Genomic DNA, 20,387 nt, shown 5'->3' on the forward strand with positions numbered 1-20,387 from the left:
TTTATGGAACAAATGACGTTTCCGCAGCTATTAGCAGCTCGCGCGCGACAAAAAAAGAATCAAGTTGCATTGCGCGAAAAAGATTATGGGATTTGGAACGAATATACGTATGGAGATTACTATGAACAAGTGAAAGCGCTCGCATTAGGACTTGCTTCGCTCGGATTTCAGCGTGGTGATAAACTAGCAATCATTGGTGATAATCGACCTGAGTGGGTATTTAGTCAACTGGCAGCTCAAAGCTTAGGTGGGATTTCCGTTGGCATTTATCAAGAGTCGTTGCCAAGCGAACTAGCATACATTATCGACGATTGTGACGCGAAGTTTATCGTTGTCGAAGATCAAGAACAAGTTGATAAAGTGCTAGAAGTTGAGCCGCAACTTTCAAAAGTGCAACATATCATTTACTATGATCCGCGTGGTATGCGGGATTATAAACAAGATAAGCTGTTATATTTTCAAGAGGTACAAACGCTCGGGCGCCAATTTGAACAAACGCATTCAACATATTTCGAGGATGAAGTGCAAAAAGGTTGTTACGATGATATTGCTATTTTATCATACACATCTGGAACGACCGGCAATCCAAAAGGAACGGAACTTTCTTATCGCAACTTATTCGAAATGGCAAAGAACCTCGCAAAAATCGATCCACTTGACGAACAAGACGAATACCTTTCATTTTTACCGCTCGCTTGGATAGGCGAACAAATGATGACCATTTCAATGGCATTCCACTGCAACATTGTTGTGAACTTTCCAGAAGAACCTTCAACGGTGTTTGAAAATTTACGGGAAATTGGACCGCATGTTATGTTTTCACCACCGCGTATATATGAAGACATGGTTTCAAAGTTTCAAGTGCGCATTCAAGATGCGAGTTGGCTGAAGCGCAAAGTGTATGAGTGGTGTAAGCCGATTGGCGAAAAAGTAGCAGAAGCTCATTTTACTAAAGGTGATGTATCGCTATGGACGAAATGTTTATATAAGTTGGCTGACTATTTCGTTTTTAGTGCTATTCGTGACCATTTTGGTTTGTTGCGCTTAAAGCGCGCGTATACGGGTGGCGCGCCATTAGGTCCAGATGTGTTTCGCTTTTTCCACAGCATTGGCGTCAATGTCAAAAGCATTTATGGACAGACAGAAGTATCGGGGATTGCTATCGTTCATCGCGATGGGGATATTAAAGTAGATAGCGTTGGCATACCGATTCCAGAAACAGAAGTAAAAATTTCTGAACAAGGCGAAATTTTGTTAAGAAGCCCAAGTGTATGTCGCGGTTATTATAAAAACGAGAAAGCGACAAAAGAAACAATTGAAGACGGATGGCTCCATACGGGTGATGCTGGATATTTGGATGAAGAAGGGCATTTGTACGTTATTGATCGTTTAAAAGACGTTATTCGCTTGCAAACAGGGGAAATGTTTTCGCCGCAATTTATTGAAAATAAGCTGAAGTTTAGCCCGTACATTCAAGAAGCTGTCGCCATCGGACGCGATCGGCCATACGTGGTAGCTATTATTAATATCGATATGGCCAACGTCGGTCGTTGGGCGGAAAAAAATCAGCTTGTTTATACGACGTATTCTGATCTTTCTGCCAAACAAGAAGTAATTGAGCTCATTCAAGAACAAGTGAATGAAATTAATCAATCGCTCCCAGAAAAAGCGCGCGTGAAGAAGTTTGTGCTGCTTTATAAAGAGCTAGATGCCGATGATGAAGAATTAACTAGAACGAAAAAAGTTCGCCGTCAATTTATTGCAAAAAAATACGCATCGCTCATTGAAGGGATGTACTCAGAAACGGATCACATTGCCGTAGAAGGAACAATTAAATATCGTGATGGCAAAGAACAAGTCATTAAAACGACGTTAAAAGTCGTCTCGATTGATGAAGGGGAGGGAGCAGCGTAAATGGCTTTTTTCTTACAAATGCTTGTAACGGGTATCGTTGTCGGAAGCGTGTATGCGCTCGTTGCGCTCGGATTTGTGCTCATTTACAAATCGAGCGACGCCATTAATTTTGCCCAAGGCGAATTTTTACTCATCGGGACGTACGTTTGTTTAACGCTTGTTGCTAGCTATAACGTGCCGTTTATCGCAGCATTGCTGCTTGCTTTAGCGTTTAGTGCGTTGCTTGGCTGGAGCGTAGAAAAAGTTGTGTTGCGTCCTTTTATTGGAAAACCAGTTATTTCAATGATTATGGCGACGATTGGATTGTCGAGTGTGCTCGCAGGGATTGTTCATATTATTTGGGGGCATGAAACGCGCGTATATCCACCAGTTTTTTCGGAAAAACCTTTGCAGTTTGGAGAAGTAATTATCGCTCCTGTATACGCATGGTCATTTGTCATTGTAATGATTTGGCTCATTATTTTTACCTTGTTTTTCAAATATTCGCGGTTTGGGATCGCAATGCGGGCGACAGCAGACGATCAACAAGCAGCCCTCTCTATGGGGATTAGCGTGAAAACGATTTTTGCCATCGCGTGGGCTATTGCAGCCATTGTATCGGCTGTTGGTGGGGTGCTATTAGGAAATATTAACGGGGTTAACTCCTCGCTCTCGCTTATCGGACTGAAAGTGCTACCTGTCGCCATTTTAGGTGGGCTAGACAGCATTCCAGGAGCTATTATTGGTGGGATTTTGATCGGGATTATTGAAAGTATGACGGGAGGATATTTAGATCCGCTTGTCGGCGGCGGATTGAAAGAAGTTATTCCATTTGTTATTCTCGTCATCATTTTAATGGTCAAACCTTATGGATTATTTGGAAAGAAAGAAATTGAAAGGGTGTGAGAAGTTGTGCGAAACCCGTTTGTGATGCAATGTGGTGAGTTTCATGTCGATTATAGGCAAGATATGGCGATTTGGAAAATTGCACGTGTTCGCTGGCGCATCTTGATTATTGTAGCACTGTTTGCACTTTTTCCTATGGTCGCGACAGACTATATAGTCGGTTTGGCGACATTATGCGGTATCGCCGCAATTGGGGCGATCGGATTAAACATTTTAACGGGCTTTACTGGTCAAATTTCGATAGGGGTTGGCGCGTTTTTAGGGGTAGGAGGGTATACATCGGCGATTTTAACGACAAAGTTAGGACTTAGCTTTTGGATTGCTTTTCCCCTCGCTGGATTGATCACTGCGCTTGTTGGCGCATTATTCGGGATTCCATCTTTGCGCTTAAAAGGGTTATATTTAGCGATTGCTACGTTAGCGGCACAAGTGATTATTTTATTTGTCATCTCACGTTGGGATTCATTAACTGGAGGAACGGCTGGGCTCGTATTAAGCCGCCCACAAATTGGTTCGTTTACGTTTATGAGTGAAACGAGTTACTACTATTTAATGTTTGTCGTTTTACTAATCACAATCGTTTTTTCACTCAATTTATTTCGCACCCGTGTCGGGCGAGCGTTCATCGCAGTGCGTGATCGGGACATTGCTGCTGAAGTGATGGGCATTGACTTGTTTAAATATAAAGTGCTCGCCTTTTTCGTTAGTTCGTTTTTTGTTGGTATTGCTGGGGCGCTTCTTGGACATTACACGATGATTGTAAGCCCTGAACTTTATAGCATTTCTGTGTCTATTGAATATTTAGCAATGATTTTAGTTGGCGGTTTAGGAAGCGTGTTTGGCTCATTGTACGGGGCTGTGTTCATTACGCTTATGCCAGTTGTTTTGCGGAGCATTGTTGACGTATTAAGCGGCACGTTTCCTGGACTGGAAGGTGTGCTCGTTGGAATGCGGGAAGTTGTCTTTGGGGTTGTGATCATTTTATTTCTCGTATACGAACCAGATGGATTAAATAAAATTTGGTCAAATATAAAAAATTATTTCCGACTTTGGCCATTTTCTTATACGAAGTAGTGTAAAGCGGTACATCCGCTTTATATATAAATGAAAAAACATAAGGGGGATGAATGAATGAAGAAAAAAGGAGCATTATTCGCTACGTTACTTCTCGGCGCAAGTATGTTGTTCGGGTGTTCAGGGGGTGACAAAACGACGACAGAGCCGGCGAAAGAAACAGAAAAAGAGCAAGGAACAATTAAAATTGGGGCATTGTTTGATATTACAGGTGCGACCGGCGATGTTGGAACACCGTATGCAGAAGGAGAAAAAGCGTATATTGAATACATCAACTCAAAAGGGGGAGTGAATGGCTATAAAATTGAGCTTGTAGGACAAGATTACGCGTATAAAATTCCTGAAGCGCAAAAGCTATACCAAAAATATAAGTCGAGTGATAAAGTAGCGGCCGTTTTAGGTTGGGGGACAGCTGATACAGAGGCGTTGCGTCAACAAGTAGCAGCAGATAAACTACCGTTTTTCTCCGCTTCTTATTCTGAAAATTTAAAAAATATAAAAGAAAGCCCATACAACTTCTTAACAGCAGCATCTTATTCTGATCAGGCTCGGTCGGTGCTTCGTTGGATTAAGGAAAATCATACAGGAGGTACACCGAAAGTCGCTCTCATTTACAACGATACAGCGTTTGGAAAATCACCGATTCAAGATGCGAAAGACTTCGCGAAAGAGATCGGAGTAGAAATTGTTGACGAACAAATTGTCGACTTGAAAGCGCTTGACGCGACATCACAACTGTTGAACATGAAGAAGAAGGCACCGGATTACGCAATTGTTCAACAAACATGGGGTGCGACGGCGACTATTTTAAAAGATGCGAAGAAATTAGGCATTGAAACGCAATTTATCGGCTTAAACTGGACGACGGGTGAAGGATTGCTTCCGATTGCAGGCGATGCCGCGGAAGGATTTATCGGTGTTGTGACGCATGCGTTTCCGTATGAAGATTTACCAGGGATGGCGGAAGTGAAAGAGTATTTAGCAAGCAAAGGCGAAAAATTAGAGGATAAAAACCAAAAGTTTATTCAAGGATGGGTTACAGCGAAAATTCTTGTCGAAGGAATAAAGCAAGCGGACGATCCGACGACTGGTGAAGGCATTCGACAAGGATTAGAAAAATTGAAAGATCTTGATTTAGGAGGCTTAGCTGCCCCGGTTACATTTACTGCCGACAACCATGCAGGAACGAACCAAATTCGTTTAGCAAAAGTAGAAAACGGTCAATTTAAAGTGTTCACAGATTATTTCGGATATTAAAGTGAATGAAAGGGTGTTTTCGACGGGAAGCACCCTTTCGCTTTCAAAAGGGGGAAAAAACATGCTGACATTAAACAATGTGGAAGTGATGTATAATCGCGTGATTCTCGTATTGAAAGGGATGTCCATGGTTATTCCAGAAGGGAAAATAGTCGCTTTACTTGGCAGTAATGGGGCAGGAAAAACAACGACGTTAAAAGCTATTTCAGGGTTGTTAAGAAGTGAAGATGGGGAAGTGACAGATGGCTATATTGAACTGTACGGTGAGAGAATCGAAGGAAAAGATGCAGAAGAAATTGTGAAAAAAGGTATTTTTCAATGCATGGAAGGGAGAAGAGTGTTTGAACATTTGACGGTAGAAGAAAACTTAATTGTCGGTGCTCATACGCGAAAAGATCGACAAAACATTAAAGAAGATTTACAAAAAGTGTATCACTATTTCCCTAAGCTTCATATGTTGCGTCATCGGCAAGCCGGATATTTATCTGGTGGAGAACAGCAAATGCTAGCGATCGGCCGTGGCATGATGGCGAAGCCAAAAATTTTATTGCTTGATGAACCGTCGTTAGGTATCGCTCCGCTGCTTGTCAAAGAAATTTTTTCGATTATTAAACGAATTAATGAAGAAGAAGGAACGACTATTCTCGTTGTCGAGCAAAATGCGAACATTGCTTTATCAATTGCGCATTACGGATACATTATGGAAAATGGACGAATTGTTATGGACGGACCGGTAGAAAGATTACTTGAAAATGAAGATGTAAAAGAGTTTTATCTTGGTATGAGTGAAAAGGGGCGGAAAAATTATCGTCAAGTGAAATCATATAAACGGAGAAAGCGGTGGTTGTAATGGAAAGATGGAAATCATTTTTAATTGATGCATACGAGCAGTCACCTGCATTGCGCGAGCGGTTAGACGTCGAACATATTAATCCATATGAGTTGGAAACGATTGAACAGCTTAGTCGTCTTCCTGTATTGAAAAAAGAACAATTGCCCTTTTTGCAAAAACATCAGTTACCGTTCGGAAATATAGTGACAAGACGTCCTAATGAATTAGCGCGCATATTTATGTCTCCAGGACCGATTTACGATCCACAAGGAGAAGATCAAGATGAATGGGGATTTTCAGAAGCGCTTCAAGCAGCAGGTTTTACGAAAGAGGATATCGTCCAAAATACGTTTTCTTATCATTTATCACCTGCAGGTTTTATGTTTGATACCGCGCTTCGACGCATTGGTGCAACAGTTGTTCCAGCAGGGCCGGGAAATCGAGAATTACAAGTACAATTGATGAGCGATTTGCAAGTAACAGGATATGTTGGTACGCCAAGCTTTTTACTTACTTTGTTGCAATATGCGGAAGAAAAAGGAATTTCGTTAGCGGTGAAAAAAGCATTTTTTACAGCGGAAAAATTGACAGAGCAAATGCGCCTGCAGTTTATGGCGAAAGGGGTTGATGTATACGAAGGATATGGAACAGCAGATTGTGGCTGCATTGCTTTTGAAGATCGTCAAGGTCCGGGATTAAAAGTGAGTTCACGAGCCATTGTACAATTATGTGATCCAATGACTGGCGAGCTACTTCATGAAGAAGGGGAAATTGTTGTCACGATACTAGATCGCACATATCCGCTCATTCGTTTTGGCACAGGAGATGTCTCACGATGGGTGGATGATTACGAAGGAGAACGTATAGTCGGGGTAATCGGTCGAGTTGGTACAAGCGTGAAAGTGAAAGGTATGTTTGTTCATGAACAACAGTTAAAGCAAATTATGAATGAGGTCGGCTGTTCGTCTTTTCAAGCTGTTGTAACGAATGAAAACGGCTACGACCAATTGACGATTTACATTCAAAATGAGATAGATGAACAAGCAAAGCAAAAAGTAAAAAATGTCATTCGTGTGACGCCGACATTCGTTCATGTAGACCAATTGCATAAAGAAGAGCGATATATCGTTGATAAAAGAAAATGGTAAAAAGAGGCGAAGCAACGCCTCTTTTTACAAAAATGTTCGCTTCACTTTTTCCCAAAATGAGTTATCTTTTAACTTCACCGTCTTAATGACTTTTCCACTCAGCTTAATGTCAATTTTTTCGACATGTTGAATGCTTAGCGCTTCATTATCCATTCCGATGATTGGATAGTCGTTTCCGTCTTGCACAACTTTTAATGTCAACTTGCGATTTCCGCTTAAAATAAATGAAGAACCGAGGGTGCGATAACGATTGTTGTTCAACGATGCTAGCTCACTAACTTGAAAGCATGGGAGCATCGGATCGACGACAGCTCCACTAACTGATTTATTATAAGCTGTGCTTCCAGTCGGCGTAGCGATAATCATTCCATCCCCGCGGAATGTTTCAAAATGTAAATCGTCAATAAACACGTCCATGACAAACGTTTTAATAATACTTGAGCGAACGGTGCATTCATTTAAACAGTAAAATGATGTACAATCGTTTACGGTCACATGAATAGTCGGATAGCGACGCACTTCAATTTGCTCCGTTGTCATTGCTTCAATCATTTTTTCCGTGTCGTGAATATGGAAATCGCAATACATGCTTAGTGAGCCTAATGTTGAAATACCTGCATATAAGCAATCGTCGCGAAATCCTGTTTTTCGAACAGCTTGTAAAAATGTCCCATCTCCACCTACGCTCACAATAATGTTTGCATATTTTGCATCATCCACGACTTCAAATTCGTACTGTTTAGCGAGTTGAATAAGAGGTTGAACTTGCTTTGTCGTTTCTTCATCATGCTTATGAAAGAAGTACATGCGATTACGGCGTCCAGTCATCGTTTTCCCTCCGTTAAAATGTCCTCACGTTTATTTTATCATTTATTTTCCATTCATAGCGAATTTATTCGTTTAATTTTGCTCATTTTTGTCGAAAATGTCATCGGGGAGGAAGTGAAAAGCCGATGATTTTCGTTATTGCCATCATCTTAATTGCCTTTTTAACGCTCATTCCTTTTTTATATGTACATATTACGATTCAATTTCAACATGCACAAGATGACGATCAATTAATGATAGATGTTCGTCTCCTTCGCTTTGTTCGTTATCGTTTTACTATTCCGCTCATTGAAATCTCGAAAAGCGAAGTGGGAATCGTTACAGAAGAAAAAACGAATACAGGAAGAGATGAAAAAACAACGTTTACTGTGAACGATGCTCGTGAACGTTTATCACAAGTAAGACAGTTGTTAAATAAAATCATTCATTTGCATACGATTATAAAAAAGTTTCTACAAAACGTTTATGTTTTACAGTTTCAATGGCATACACAAATTGGTGTCGGTGATGCGGCAAAAACCGCCGTGCTGGTCGGGGCTGGATGGTCGGTAAAATATTATGTGGTGGCAATGATAAGTAAATATATGAACGTTTGTATCACTCCTTCCATTTCTATCGTTCCTTTTTTCCAAGGAGCTGTATCGCGTACGTCATTTACATGTATGATCCGATTTCGAATTGGTTACGCTATATTAGCAGGACTGAAGGTCGTTAAACATTGGAAAAAAGACATGTGAGTCACAAATGATGTGGACAGTTGTTAGGAGGAATGAAAATGAATGGACATCCAATTGAAGGATTAATGACGACGGCGATGGAAAATTTAAAAGAAATGATCGATGTCAATACGATTATTGGTGATCCTGTCGAAACACCTGATGGAAGTGTCATTTTAACTGTTTCAAAAGTCGGGTTTGGCTTCGCTGCAGGCGGTAGTGAGTTTATATTAAACAATGGAAACGAACAACAAAAAGAAGCACATCCGTTCGGTGGGGGAAGTGGTGGTGGAGTATCGATCACACCGATTGCTTTTTTAATTGTTAACAGTTCTGGTGTGAAATTGTTGCATGTGGACGAAAGCACGCACTTATACGAGAAAATTTTAGACTTAGCTCCACAAGCGATTGAAAAAATTCAGCATATGTTTGAGAAAAAGGAAAAGCCGAAGCAACAACATAACGGAGCGCCAGACTTTGATATTTAGTATCAATCGAAATAATTGAATTTTTCATCTAATTACGTTATGATGAGCCTGTATCTTATATAAAGAGGAGGCTTACTATGGCGAAGGTTACATTTAAAGGAAATCCTGTCACATTAGTTGGCAATGAAGTGAAAGTCGGTGATGCAGCTCCTAATTTCACGGTGCTTGCAAACGACTTATCGCCGGTGACATTAGACGATACAAAAGGATTTGTTCGGTTAATTAGCGTTGTACCATCAATCGATACGGGAGTTTGTGATGCGCAAACGCGTCGTTTCAATGAGGAAGCAGGTAGCATTGAAGGAGTGAAAGTATTAACGATTAGCGTTGATTTACCATTTGCACAAAAACGTTGGTGCGCCGCAAACGGGTTAGAAAACGTTGTCACACTGTCTGATCATCGCGACGTATCGTTTGGCCAAGCATATGGCGTGCTTATTCAAGAATTGCGTCTACTTGCTCGCGCTGTATTTGTCGTTGATCGTAACGATCGTGTGACATATGTCGAGTACGTATCCGAAGCGACAAACCATCCGAACTACGAAGCGGCAATCGAGGCGGCAAAACAAGCGGCGCAACAATAATTGTTTGAGGCTATCTCAAAAAGGGATAGCCTTTTTCGTTTACATTTTCTAAAATAGAATGTCGGACAGAAAGGAGTGAGGGATGTTGGAAAAATTGTTTACCATCATTGATGAAACGGCGACATGGCTTCAAGAAGAATTAAAATGTTCATATTTAGAAGCAGTTGCTGAAACTGGAGAAAATTTATTTCACGGGGATGTATTGCAAGAAGAAGTAAACGAGCTATTAAAAAAACGTTTAAAAAAGGCGTATGAAGCTGTGCATGTACACGAGTGGAAAAATGAACATATTCGCAAAGCGCTGCAATTAGCGATATTAAAAGGAATGAAACAATATGTACAACCACATCATCAAATGACACCAGATGCCGTATCGCTATTTATCGGTTATTTAGTAGATGAATTTACGAAAACATATTTTTCGCTATCGCTTCTTGATCCGGCCATTGGGACAGGAAATTTAATGACAGCGGTATTAAATCAATTAACAAATAAAAAAGTGCGGAGTTACGGTGTAGATGCAGACGATTTATTGTTAAAGCTTGCTTATGTGAATGCGAATTTACAACGACATGAAATCCAATTGTTTCATCAAGATAGTTTGAAGCCGTTGTTTATTGAACCGGTTGATGTTGTCGTTTGCGATTTACCAATCGGATATTATCCAGATGATGAAAACGCTAAATCGTTCCACTTACATGCGAAAAGTGGCCATTCATACGCTCACTATTTGTTCATTGAACAAAGTATTCGTTATACGAAAGAAGGAGGGTATTTATTTTTCTTAATTCCAAATACGCTGTTTACGTCAGATGAATCGAAAGAGTTGCATGCGTTGATTAAGGAAGAGACGTTTATTCAAAGTTTGTTGCAACTTCCGCTTTCCATGTTTAAAAATGAAGCAGCAGCGAAAAGTATTTTTATTTTGCAAAAAAAAGGGGCGCATGCAAAAGCGCCAAAACAAGCGTTGCTCGCCCAGCTTCCTAGCTTTTCGAATAAGCAGGCGATGCAAGCTATAGTGCTAAAATTCGAACAATGGCTAAAAGAAAATCGTTCATAACCTTCTGAATATAACAAATATGTGAAGAAAACGTTTTCGTAACGTTTGTATACTTGAAAAGAGCGATGAACGACCCGTAAAATGAGAAACGTACCGATGAAATTCGCATAGTTGCATACAATAATTGTGAACGATGTTAAAGGAGCTGTTTAGTCAAATGCCAAAAGTTATTGCTATTAACGCGGGAAGTTCGTCGTTAAAGTTTCAATTGTTCAACATGCCGAGCGAGGAAGTGTTAACAAAAGGTGTTGTTGAGCGAATTGGTTTTGAAGATGCGATTTTTAATATGACAGTAAATGGTGAAAAAATAAAAGAAGTAACTTCTATTCCAGATCACGCAGTTGCGGTGAAAATGTTGCTCGATAAATTACTTGAGCTTGGTGTCATTCAATCGTTCGATGAAATCGAAGGAATTGGTCATCGCGTTGTGCATGGTGGTGAGAAATTTAGCGACTCTGTTTTAATTACAGACGACACGTTAAAAGAAATTGAAGATTTATCTGATTTAGCTCCGTTGCACAACCCAGCGAACGTGATCGGCATTAAAGCGTTTCGTGAAGTTTTGCCAAACGTGCCAGCTGTTGCTGTATTCGATACAGCGTTCCATCAAACGATGCCAGAACAATCGTTTTTATACAGCTTGCCATATGAGTATTATGAAAAGTTTGGTATTCGTAAATACGGATTCCATGGCACGTCCCATAAATATGTAACGCAACGGGCAGCGGAGTTGTTAGGGCGACCAATTGAACAACTTCGTCTCATTTCTTGTCATTTAGGAAATGGAGCGAGTATTGCGGCGGTTGAGGGCGGTAAATCGATCGATACGTCCATGGGATTCACGCCGCTTGCCGGTGTAGCGATGGGAACGCGTTCCGGTAACATTGACCCAGCGTTAATTCCATATATTATGGAAAAAACAGGTAAAACAACAGAAGAAGTTATTGATATTTTAAATAAAAAGAGCGGAATGCTCGGCTTAACTGGTTTCTCGAGCGATTTGCGTGATATTGAAGATGCGGCTTCAAAAGGCGATCGACGTGCAGAGTTGGCGCTCGAAGTGTTTGCTGGACGAATCCATAAATACATCGGTTCGTATGCGGCGCGCATGTGCGGAGTTGATGCCATTATTTTCACAGCAGGCATTGGTGAAAACAGCGATGTCGTACGCGCGAAAGTGTTGCGCGGACTTGAATTTATGGGTGTCTACTGGGATCCAGCATTAAATAAAGTGCGCGGCAAAGAAGCGTTTATTAGCTATCCGCATTCTCCAGTAAAAGTATTAGTCATTCCGACAAATGAAGAAGTAATGATTGCACGAGATGTGATGAGATTAGCGAACTTAGTGTAAAAAAGGTGTCCGTACGGGCACCTTTTTTACATTTTTATTGATGTATGCGATTTGTAACCGTCTGATTCATCCGATACCAAATCCATAAATCGTTAATCATTGAAGCGAGCGAGGCGATTTCGGAATTGAGCATACATGAGCGAGCAAAATCATTTTCTTCTCCGAGTTGCCTTTGTTTTTCATTAATTTGTTGCTCAATCTCAATAATTCGGTCAGGAATTTTCCCGCGAATCGTTTCCCATTCTAACAAAATGGCCGCTTGTTCCTCTTTCGTGTACATTTCCCATTCCTTCTCTAAATGTGGCAGACGGATGCCTAGCCGCTTGTCATATACAAAATATGCGCTCATTTCATTCTCCCATCCTTTTTGCTTACTAATTTTTATTTTAATCAAAATAGTTATTGAAAAAAAGAAAAATAGCTGTTACATTATTAATATGCAAAATGAATAAATATTAAATTGTTAGTATTTTTATTCTTTAGGGAGGAACGATCATGGCAAATCCAAAAGTAGTGCTCGCTTATTCTGGGGGATTAGATACGTCGGTAGCTATTAAATGGCTACAAGAACAAGGATATGATGTAGTTGCTTGTTGTTTAGACGTAGGAGAAGGAAAAGATTTGGAGTTTGTGAAAGAAAAAGCGTTAAAGGTTGGAGCTGTTCAATCATACATGATTGATGCGAAAGAAGAATTTGCGAATGAATATGCGCTTATCGCTTTGCAGGCTCATGCCCTTTACGAAGGAAAATATCCGCTCGTCTCTGCGTTGTCCCGTCCGTTAATTTCAAAGAAGCTCGTTGAAATCGCTGAACTAGAAGGTGCTGTTGCTGTTGCGCACGGTTGTACCGGAAAAGGAAATGACCAAGTGCGCTTTGAAGTATCGATTCAAGCATTAAATCCGAATTTAAAAGTTATTGCACCTGTTCGTGAATGGAAATGGTCGCGCGAAGAAGAAATTGAATATGCGAAAAAACATAACATTCCGATTCCGATTGACTTAGATAGCCCGTTCTCGATCGATCAAAACTTATGGGGAAGAAGTAACGAGTGCGGCATTTTAGAAGATCCATGGGCAGCACCGCCAGAAGAGGCGTATGAATTGACAGCTTCACTTGAACATACACCGAATGAACCGGATATTATCGAAATTGGTTTCGAGCAAGGAGTACCAAAAACGATTAATGGAAAGGCGTACTCGCTTGCAGCGCTTATTCTTGAGCTTAATGCGTTAGCTGGAAAACATGGCGTCGGCCGCATCGACCATGTGGAAAATCGACTTGTGGGCATTAAATCGCGTGAAGTATATGAATGTCCAGGAGCGATAACGCTCATAAAAGCACATAAAGAGCTAGAAGACTTAACGCTTGTGAAAGAAGTCGCTCATTTTAAACCAGTCATTGAACAAAAAATAGCGGAAGTCATTTACAACGGCCTTTGGTTTTCACCATTAAAAGATGCGCTCGTCGCTTTCTTAAAAGAGACACAAAAAAATGTAACAGGTGTTGTACGTGTGAAGTTATTTAAAGGTCATGCAATTGTAGAAGGACGGAAATCGCCGTTTTCGTTATACGATGAAAAACTAGCAACATATACGTCAGAGGACCAATTTGACCATCAAGCGGCAGTCGGATTTATTTCTTTATTTGGCTTGCCTACGAAAGTATATAGCATCGTCAATAGCCAAAAGAAGGTGAACGTGTGAAAAAGTTATGGGGTGGACGGTTTACAAAAACAGCCGCACAATGGGTCGATGACTTCGGAGCATCGATCCATTTTGATCAACAGCTCGTTGAAGAAGATATAGAAGGAAGCATCGCCCACGTGACGATGCTCGGCGAGTGTGGTATTTTACCGAAAGAAGATGTCGAAACGATTAAAAAAGGGTTAACAAAGTTATTAGAGAAAGCGAAAAGCGGAGAACTTTCCTTTTCTGTTGCCTATGAAGATATCCATTTAAACATTGAAAAAATGTTAATCGATGAAATCGGTCCAGTTGGAGGAAAGCTTCATACTGGAAGAAGTCGAAACGACCAAGTCGCGACAGATATGCATTTATATTTGCGAAAACGGGTTATCGAGATTATCGAACTTATTCGGCAATTGCAACGTGTGCTTGTTGAAAAAGCAGAGCGACATGTGGAGACGCTTATTCCAGGCTACACGCATTTGCAGAGAGCACAGCCAATTTCATTTGCCCATCACCTTCTTGCTTACGTATGGATGTTTGAACGCGACCGTGAACGGTTTACAGAGTCGTTAAAGCGCATTAATAAATCGCCACTCGGTGCTGGAGCGCTCGCAGGGACGACGTTCCCGATTGATCGCCACTTGACCGCCAAGCTTCTTAGTTTTGACAGCATCTATGAAAATAGCTTAGATGCGGTGAGCGACCGGGACTTTATTATTGAATTTTTAAGTCATAGTTCTATGTTGATGATGCATTTATCCCGTTTTTGTGAAGAACTTATTCTTTGGTCGAGTGAAGAGTTCAAGTTTATTGAAATAGATGATACGTTTGCGACAGGAAGCAGCATTATGCCGCAAAAGAAAAATCCAGATATGGCTGAACTTATTCGTGGGAAAACGGGGCGGGTGTATGGTCACCTTATGGCGTTGTTGACCGTCATGAAAGGGTTGCCGCTCGCTTACAATAAAGATATGCAAGAAGATAAAGAAGGGATGTTTGATACCGTTCAGACGGTGATCGGTAGTTTAAAAATTTTTGCGGGTATGATTGAAACGATGACCGTTCGTGTAGACGTGATGGAAAAAGCGACGAAACAAGATTTTTCAAATGCGACAGAACTAGCAGACTATTTAGCAAAAAAGGGCGTGCCGTTTCGCGAGGCGCACGAAATCGTTGGGAAGCTTGTGCTTACATGTTTAGAGCGAGGAATATTTTTAATGGATTTGCCGCTTGATGTGTATCGCCAAGCTTCGCCTTTATTTGAAGAAGATATTTATGAAGCGCTTGATCCGCACACTGCAGTGAATCGCCGCACGAGCGCGGGGGGCACAGGATTTACAGAAGTGAAAAAAGCAATTGAAAAAGTAAAACAAATGTTAGAGGCATAAAAGCAAACGCTTTTATGCCTCTGTTTGTTCAGGTGTGCGTACGACAAGCACGTCGCATTTAGCATATCGTGTAATATGTTCAGAAACGCTTCCAATGAAAAATCGTTCAACTGCGCTCATTCCTGTTGCGCCGCAAACGATTAAATCAACTTCATACTTTGGAGCAACTTCTTTGGAAATTTTCACTTTTGGGGAACCGTATTCGATGTCTGTGACGACTTCTTTCACTCCTGCATCGATCGCCTGTTTTTCGTATGATTGCAATAATTCTTTCGCAAACTTTTCTGCTCGCTCGGCAACCGTACGATCGTATGCTTCGATCGTTGCAAACGAACGAACGTCGATAATGTGCGAAAGAACAAGTGAAGCATCGTTTCGTTTGGCGATTTCAATCGCTTTTTTAAACGCCCATTCCGCTTCTTTTGAGCCATCGACGGCGACCAAAATCTTTTTGTACTTGTACATAGCCATTCCCCCAATAAAAAATTTTCCTTCCAATTCAAGTATATCATTTTTTGTAAAACAAACACTACGTATTGTCGAAAAATTTATGACAAAAGGAGTGAATATTGATGAGAGAAAAAGAGCAAAAAGAACAGCTCTATTATGATGAAGAAGGGATCGCGCAAGTGACTGAACAAATTACAGACGCATACATTAGCGGCGTCATTGAACAGGACGATGAACAAAAGAGGCGATAATGCCTCTTTTGTTTATCGCTATGATCGAGCATAAAATGTGTTTTCCTCCGTCAGTTTGTAGTACGATAAACGTAGCAAAGCATGGATGGAGGGATAATTAGTGAGGCATGCGATTGTAACGGCAGGAACGAAAGGGCTCGGAAAAAAAGTGACGGAACGTTTTTTGGAAAAAGGATGCGCTGTTACCGTCCATTATCGAAGCGACATCCAGGCTGTTGAATCGTTAAAAGAAACATATCGCCATTGTGAAGACCGACTTCATTTCGTGCAAGGAGATGTGACGAAAAAAGAAGATTTAGTTCGCCTTGTGAATGAAGCGTTTGCGAAGTTTGGCCGCATCGATTATTTAATTCATAATGCGGGTCCTTACATATTTGAGCGGAAAAAGTTGGCGGATTATACGGATAACGAATGGTATGAGATGATTGAAGGGAATTTAAGTGCGATGTTTCATTTGTTTAAACAAGTTGTTCCGATTATGCGCGCTCAACATTTTGGTCGCATCGTAACATACGGTTTTCAAGGGGCGGACCATGCGCCAGGGTGGATGTATCGCTCAGCGTTTAGTGCAGCCAAAGTTGGACTTGTATCATTAACAAAAACGATCGCTTTTGAGGAAGCAGAGCATGGCATTACAGCGAATATGGTTTGTCCGGGAAATATTATTGGAGAAATGAAAGAAGCAACGATTGCGTATGCTCGTCAACAGAAAGATGAGATGACCCCTATTGGTCGCCCGGGTACAGGGGAAGATATTGCACGAGTTGTTGAGTTTTTATGTGATGATTTTTCAGATATGATTACAGGAGCTGTGATTGAAGTAACGGGGGGGCTTGATGTCATTCATCGGTATCGGAAATAGGCTGCCAACATGACAGCCTATACAATTTGTAGTTCTTTCGGATATATTGTTAATGTGAGCGGTCCTTTTTCAGTCATATACATGTCATCTTCAATGCGTACGCCACCGACAGATGGGACGTAAATGCCAGGTTCAATAGTAAATACCATCCCAGCTTGAAGAGGGGTCGTGTTTGATTCGTTCATCGAAGGGTATTCATGAACATCGATGCCGAGTCCATGTCCGATGCGATGAGGAAAATACTCTCCATACCCTTCTCGTTCAATTCGCGAACGGGCAGCTTTGTCGATGCTTCCAATTGGTGTACCGATTTGGCAAGCGTCAATGGCAGCTCGTTGTGCTTGCAACACCGTATTGTATATACGTCTTTGCTCTTCTGTTGGCTGTCCAAATACGACGGTGCGCGTAATGTCGGAACAATAGCCATCAAGAACGACACCGAGATCAAATAAGACAAAATCGCCCGTTTGGATGCGATTCGTTCCTGGAACACCGTGAGGATGCGCGCTATTTGTTCCAGTAAGCACCATCGTGTCAAAAGCCATCGTTCGCACCCCTTTTCTTTTCAACTCATATTCAATTGTTGCGATGATTTCTAGCTCTGTTTTTCCTTCTTTTAGGGCACGGACGCCAACATCGACACCAAAATCAGCTAGCTCAGCTGCTTGACGGAGCGTTTGCAGCTCCTTTTCATCTTTTGTCATTCGTAATTCATGTAGCGTATCGGTCAAATCGAAAAACGATGCATGTAAAAAACATGTTTGAAGTCGTTCGAGGCGATTGACTGTTAAATGACTGTTTTCGATACCGATACGCTCATTTTGTACATTTCGTTTACTTAACTCGTTGCTTAACATATGCCACGGATCGTGAACGTCATCATAACTAACAATTCCATACGCCCACCCTGCCTGTTTTGCTTGATTTGCATCCATTTCGGGACAAATAAGAAACGGTTCTTCATCTGGAAAAATGACAATGGCTAGCAGTCGTTCATGTGGGTTGCTGTAAAAGCCACTAAAATAAAAAACGTTTGCCGTTGATGTAATGAATGCCCACGATCCATTCGTTTCTTTCAACTTTTGTTGAAGCTTACTTATTCGTTCCATGATGTTCACATCCTTTCTTTTTCAGCTTATCATGAACAAAAAAAGAAGGAAATAGTGAACAAATGAAGAAACAAAATCATGTCAAAAACAAAGAAAGGAGCACGAAACATGAAAGTCACTTATCACGGACATTCTGTTGTTAAAATTGAGACGAGCGGAAAAACAATTTTCATTGATCCGTTTATTACAGGCAATCCGACGACGGATTTAAAAGCGGAGGATGTTTATGTTGACGTTATTTTATTGACACACGGACATAATGATCACGTGGGCGATACGGTTGCATTAGCGAAAAAACACGATGCTCTCGTCATTGCTCCTTATGAATTAGCCACGTATTTAGGATGGAAAGGTGTTCGCGTTCACCCGATGCACATCGGTGGATCGTTTTCTTTTGAGTTTGGAAAAGTAAAACTGACGCAAGCGTTTCATGGCTCAAGCTATGTAGAAGAAAACGAAACGATCGTTTATACAGGAATGCCAAGCGGTATTTTGTTTAGCGCGGAAGGAAAGACGATTTACCATGCGGGGGATACAGCGTTATTTTCTGATATGAAGCTCATCGGGGAAATGAATGATATTGATGTTGCCTTTTTACCAATTGGTGATAATTTTACGATGGGACCAGAGGATGCGGCAGTTGCGGCGAGATGGTTAAAAGCGAAAATAGCTGTGCCGATTCATTACAATACATTCCCGGTCATTCAACAAGATCCGCAACGATTTGTGAAGATGATCGAGGGTGTGGGGCGCATATTGCATGTTGGCGAAAGTATTGAGCTGTGAAAACGCTCATTGAATGCGGTCAAGCACACCCTTATAATAAAAGTAACAAACTGTCGAAAAAGGGTGGGGCAACTTGACGATTACGAAGCACGAACAAATTTTACAATATATCGAAACGTTACCAGTTGGGGAAAAAATATCTGTTCGCCAAATTGCGAAAGAAATGGGAGTAAGCGAAGGAACAGCATATCGTGCTATAAAAGACGCCGAAACAAAAGGATACGTCAGTACGATTGAGCGCGTCGGAACGATTCGAATTGAACAAAAAAAGAAAGAAAATATCGAAAAGCTAACGTATGCGGAAGTTGTCAATATTGTTGACGGACAAGTGCTCGGGGGAAAAGAAGGATTACATAAAACGTTAAATAAATTTGTGATCGGTGCGATGAAGCTTGAAGCAATGATGCGATATACAGGCGCGGGGAATTTATTGATCGTTGGCAATCGGACGAAAGCGCACGAACTAGCGATTGAAGCGGGCGCAGGCGTTTTGATTACAGGTGGTTTTGATACGGAAGAGCATGTGAAAAAATTAGCGGATGAGCGGCAATTGCCAATTATTTCAACAAGTTATGATACGTTTACAGTTGCGACGATGATTAACCGAGCCATTTATGATCAGCTCATTAAAAAGGAAATTGTTCTCGTCGAAGATATTTTGACGCCATTTGAAAAAACAGCATATTTGTATGTAACAGATCAAGTAGAACGGTGGTACGAGCTAAATCGAGAAACGAAGCATAGTCGCTTTCCTGTAATTGATCAACAATTAAAAGTGCAAGGTATTGTGACGGCAAAAGATATTATGGGTTACGAGCGTGATGTGCCGATTGAAAAAGTAATGACGAAACATCCGATTACAGTAAGCGGAAAAACGTCTGTCGCTTCCGCTTCGCATATGATGGTGTGGGAAGGAATTGAAGTATTGCCCGTTGTTGATGAATACAATCGGCTACAAGGAATCATTAGCCGACAAGATGTATTAAAAGCATTGCAACTCGCACAACGCCAGCCACAAGTCGGTGAGACGATCGATGATATTGTCACCACCCAGTTTTTAACCGAAACGGTTGACGGTGTTTTTCGCTGCAACATTACTCCGCAAATGACAAACCATTTAGGGACGTTATCGTACGGGGTGTTTACAACCATTGTGACCGAGGCGGCTACGAGGGCTCTTCGCCTACATAAGCGTGGAGACCTTGTTGTCGAAAACATTACAATTTATTTTATTAAACCTGTACAAATTGATACGGTCATCGATATTAAGCCAAAATTATTAGAAATCGGTCGTAAGTTTGGAAAGGTGGACGTCGAAGTATTTAATGAAGGAACGCTTGTCGGAAAGGCGTTAATGATGTGTCAATTACTTGAACGACAATAGGCTGCATGTAGCAGCCTATTTTGTTTCTTCCGCCTCTTTTACCGCAAGCGGAAAATAGTAGCGATGAGCGCGATAGCCTGACCATATGCTTCCCGCACCAACGAGGAGAAAAACAATGCCGACAATGAGCGAGACAGTTGAGCGATGAATGAGAAATTGGTTAATTGCAAAGAAAAATACAAACGAGCCGAGCGCTATGCTTGATTTAGCACTAATCCATTTCCGCTCCATCGGCTTTTTACTGCGAACATATTTGATTTTGTAATACAAATAAAACGACAACGAAAAAACGATAAGTATAACAAATATTGGCATATCTAGCCCTCCGACA

At 41.1% G+C, this 20,387-nt stretch carries 22 protein-coding genes; 17 read left to right on the forward strand and 5 right to left on the reverse strand.

Features of this window, described 5'->3' with window-relative positions:
* The first annotated feature begins 3 nt into the window (after positions 1-3).
* The 6 genes from K1I44_RS02750 to K1I44_RS02775 all read left to right on the forward strand — a co-directional run bounded on the left by K1I44_RS02750 (position 4) and on the right by K1I44_RS02775 (position 7,110).
* On the forward strand, positions 4-1,914 hold the full coding sequence (locus K1I44_RS02750) for an AMP-binding protein (protein ID WP_003398016.1): 1,911 nt from the start codon (positions 4-6) through the stop codon (positions 1,912-1,914).
* Positions 1,915-2,799 carry a branched-chain amino acid ABC transporter permease gene (locus K1I44_RS02755; RefSeq protein WP_003398014.1) on the forward strand — a complete coding sequence of 295 codons (885 nt, stop codon included), beginning with the start codon at positions 1,915-1,917 and terminating at the stop codon, positions 2,797-2,799.
* Positions 2,800-2,805: 6 nt separating this feature from the next.
* On the forward strand, positions 2,806-3,873 hold the full coding sequence (locus K1I44_RS02760) for a branched-chain amino acid ABC transporter permease (protein WP_003398013.1): 1,068 nt from the start codon (positions 2,806-2,808) through the stop codon (positions 3,871-3,873).
* Between the two features lie 57 nt (positions 3,874-3,930).
* Entirely contained in the window at positions 3,931-5,130 is a 1,200-nt protein-coding gene (locus K1I44_RS02765; RefSeq protein ID WP_003398012.1) for an ABC transporter substrate-binding protein, read from the forward strand.
* A 61-nt stretch (positions 5,131-5,191) separates the two neighbouring features.
* Positions 5,192-5,980, forward strand: coding sequence for an ABC transporter ATP-binding protein (locus tag K1I44_RS02770; RefSeq protein WP_003398011.1), 789 nt, complete (start codon positions 5,192-5,194; stop codon positions 5,978-5,980).
* Positions 5,980-7,110 (forward strand): phenylacetate--CoA ligase family protein, encoded by a 1,131-nt coding sequence (locus K1I44_RS02775; RefSeq protein WP_219985189.1) that lies wholly within the window; start codon positions 5,980-5,982, stop codon positions 7,108-7,110. The genes K1I44_RS02770 and K1I44_RS02775 overlap by 1 nt, the downstream gene beginning before the upstream one ends.
* Before the next feature lie 24 nt (positions 7,111-7,134).
* Here K1I44_RS02775 and K1I44_RS02780 read toward each other — a convergent pair whose 3' ends face one another.
* Positions 7,135-7,938 (reverse strand): NAD kinase, encoded by an 804-nt coding sequence (locus K1I44_RS02780; RefSeq protein WP_003398008.1) that lies wholly within the window; start codon positions 7,936-7,938, stop codon positions 7,135-7,137.
* Positions 7,939-8,063: 125 nt separating this feature from the next.
* Between K1I44_RS02780 and K1I44_RS02785 the strand changes: the two genes are divergently transcribed.
* From K1I44_RS02785 to K1I44_RS02805, 5 genes are all read left to right on the forward strand, one after another.
* The gene (locus K1I44_RS02785; protein WP_219985190.1) at positions 8,064-8,675 is read left to right on the forward strand and encodes a DUF2953 domain-containing protein; all 612 of its coding nucleotides are present in this window, start codon (positions 8,064-8,066) and stop codon (positions 8,673-8,675) included.
* A gap of 38 nt (positions 8,676-8,713) precedes the next feature.
* The gene (gene ytfJ / locus K1I44_RS02790; RefSeq protein ID WP_003398006.1) at positions 8,714-9,142 is read left to right on the forward strand and encodes a GerW family sporulation protein; all 429 of its coding nucleotides are present in this window, start codon (positions 8,714-8,716) and stop codon (positions 9,140-9,142) included.
* A 77-nt stretch (positions 9,143-9,219) separates the two neighbouring features.
* The gene (gene tpx / locus K1I44_RS02795) at positions 9,220-9,726 is read left to right on the forward strand and encodes a thiol peroxidase (protein WP_003398004.1); all 507 of its coding nucleotides are present in this window, start codon (positions 9,220-9,222) and stop codon (positions 9,724-9,726) included.
* A gap of 85 nt (positions 9,727-9,811) precedes the next feature.
* On the forward strand, positions 9,812-10,786 hold the full coding sequence (locus K1I44_RS02800) for a class I SAM-dependent methyltransferase (RefSeq protein WP_370627954.1): 975 nt from the start codon (positions 9,812-9,814) through the stop codon (positions 10,784-10,786).
* A gap of 157 nt (positions 10,787-10,943) precedes the next feature.
* The gene (locus tag K1I44_RS02805) at positions 10,944-12,137 is read left to right on the forward strand and encodes an acetate kinase (RefSeq protein WP_219985192.1); all 1,194 of its coding nucleotides are present in this window, start codon (positions 10,944-10,946) and stop codon (positions 12,135-12,137) included.
* Positions 12,138-12,171: 34 nt separating this feature from the next.
* Here the strand turns inward: K1I44_RS02805 and K1I44_RS02810 are convergent, their stop codons facing one another.
* Positions 12,172-12,486, reverse strand: a complete 315-nt coding sequence (locus tag K1I44_RS02810; protein WP_003398000.1) for a hypothetical protein — start codon at positions 12,484-12,486, stop codon at positions 12,172-12,174.
* Between the two features lie 146 nt (positions 12,487-12,632).
* Between K1I44_RS02810 and K1I44_RS02815 the strand changes: the two genes are divergently transcribed.
* Together K1I44_RS02815 and argH are read left to right on the forward strand one after the other, a co-directional pair.
* Positions 12,633-13,841: an argininosuccinate synthase gene (locus K1I44_RS02815; RefSeq protein ID WP_003397999.1), complete on the forward strand. Its 1,209-nt coding sequence runs from the start codon at positions 12,633-12,635 to the stop codon at positions 13,839-13,841.
* Positions 13,838-15,214 (forward strand): argininosuccinate lyase, encoded by a 1,377-nt coding sequence (gene argH / locus K1I44_RS02820; RefSeq protein WP_171334777.1) that lies wholly within the window; start codon positions 13,838-13,840, stop codon positions 15,212-15,214. Before K1I44_RS02815 ends, argH begins: the two co-directional genes overlap by 4 nt.
* Positions 15,215-15,226: 12 nt before the next feature.
* Here argH and K1I44_RS02825 read toward each other — a convergent pair whose 3' ends face one another.
* Complete coding sequence (locus K1I44_RS02825; protein WP_091702377.1) at positions 15,227-15,679, reverse strand: universal stress protein; 453 nt, start codon at positions 15,677-15,679, stop codon at positions 15,227-15,229.
* A 107-nt stretch (positions 15,680-15,786) separates the two neighbouring features.
* On the opposite strand from K1I44_RS02825, the gene K1I44_RS15310 reads away from it, so the two are divergent.
* Together K1I44_RS15310 and K1I44_RS02830 are read left to right on the forward strand one after the other, a co-directional pair.
* Positions 15,787-15,915, forward strand: a complete 129-nt coding sequence (locus tag K1I44_RS15310; RefSeq protein WP_255573176.1) for a hypothetical protein — start codon at positions 15,787-15,789, stop codon at positions 15,913-15,915.
* Positions 15,916-16,015: 100 nt separating this feature from the next.
* Positions 16,016-16,777: an SDR family oxidoreductase gene (locus tag K1I44_RS02830; protein ID WP_003397994.1), complete on the forward strand. Its 762-nt coding sequence runs from the start codon at positions 16,016-16,018 to the stop codon at positions 16,775-16,777.
* 17 nt (positions 16,778-16,794) lie between these two features.
* On the opposite strand, the gene K1I44_RS02835 is transcribed toward K1I44_RS02830, so the two are convergent.
* Positions 16,795-17,889 (reverse strand): M24 family metallopeptidase, encoded by a 1,095-nt coding sequence (locus tag K1I44_RS02835; protein WP_219985251.1) that lies wholly within the window; start codon positions 17,887-17,889, stop codon positions 16,795-16,797.
* A 105-nt stretch (positions 17,890-17,994) separates the two neighbouring features.
* On the opposite strand from K1I44_RS02835, the gene K1I44_RS02840 reads away from it, so the two are divergent.
* On the forward strand, positions 17,995-18,672 hold the full coding sequence (locus tag K1I44_RS02840; RefSeq protein WP_219985193.1) for a metal-dependent hydrolase: 678 nt from the start codon (positions 17,995-17,997) through the stop codon (positions 18,670-18,672).
* A gap of 73 nt (positions 18,673-18,745) precedes the next feature.
* Positions 18,746-20,056: a CBS domain-containing protein gene (locus tag K1I44_RS02845; protein WP_003397990.1), complete on the forward strand. Its 1,311-nt coding sequence runs from the start codon at positions 18,746-18,748 to the stop codon at positions 20,054-20,056.
* A gap of 15 nt (positions 20,057-20,071) precedes the next feature.
* On the opposite strand, the gene K1I44_RS02850 is transcribed toward K1I44_RS02845, so the two are convergent.
* The gene (locus K1I44_RS02850) at positions 20,072-20,371 is read right to left on the reverse strand and encodes a YtpI family protein (protein WP_003397988.1); all 300 of its coding nucleotides are present in this window, start codon (positions 20,369-20,371) and stop codon (positions 20,072-20,074) included.
* Positions 20,372-20,387: the final 16 nt, after the last annotated feature.

This window comes from Anoxybacillus sp. ST4 (assembly GCF_019448545.1).
Taxonomy (GTDB): domain Bacteria; phylum Bacillota; class Bacilli; order Bacillales; family Anoxybacillaceae; genus Anoxybacillus; species Anoxybacillus pushchinoensis.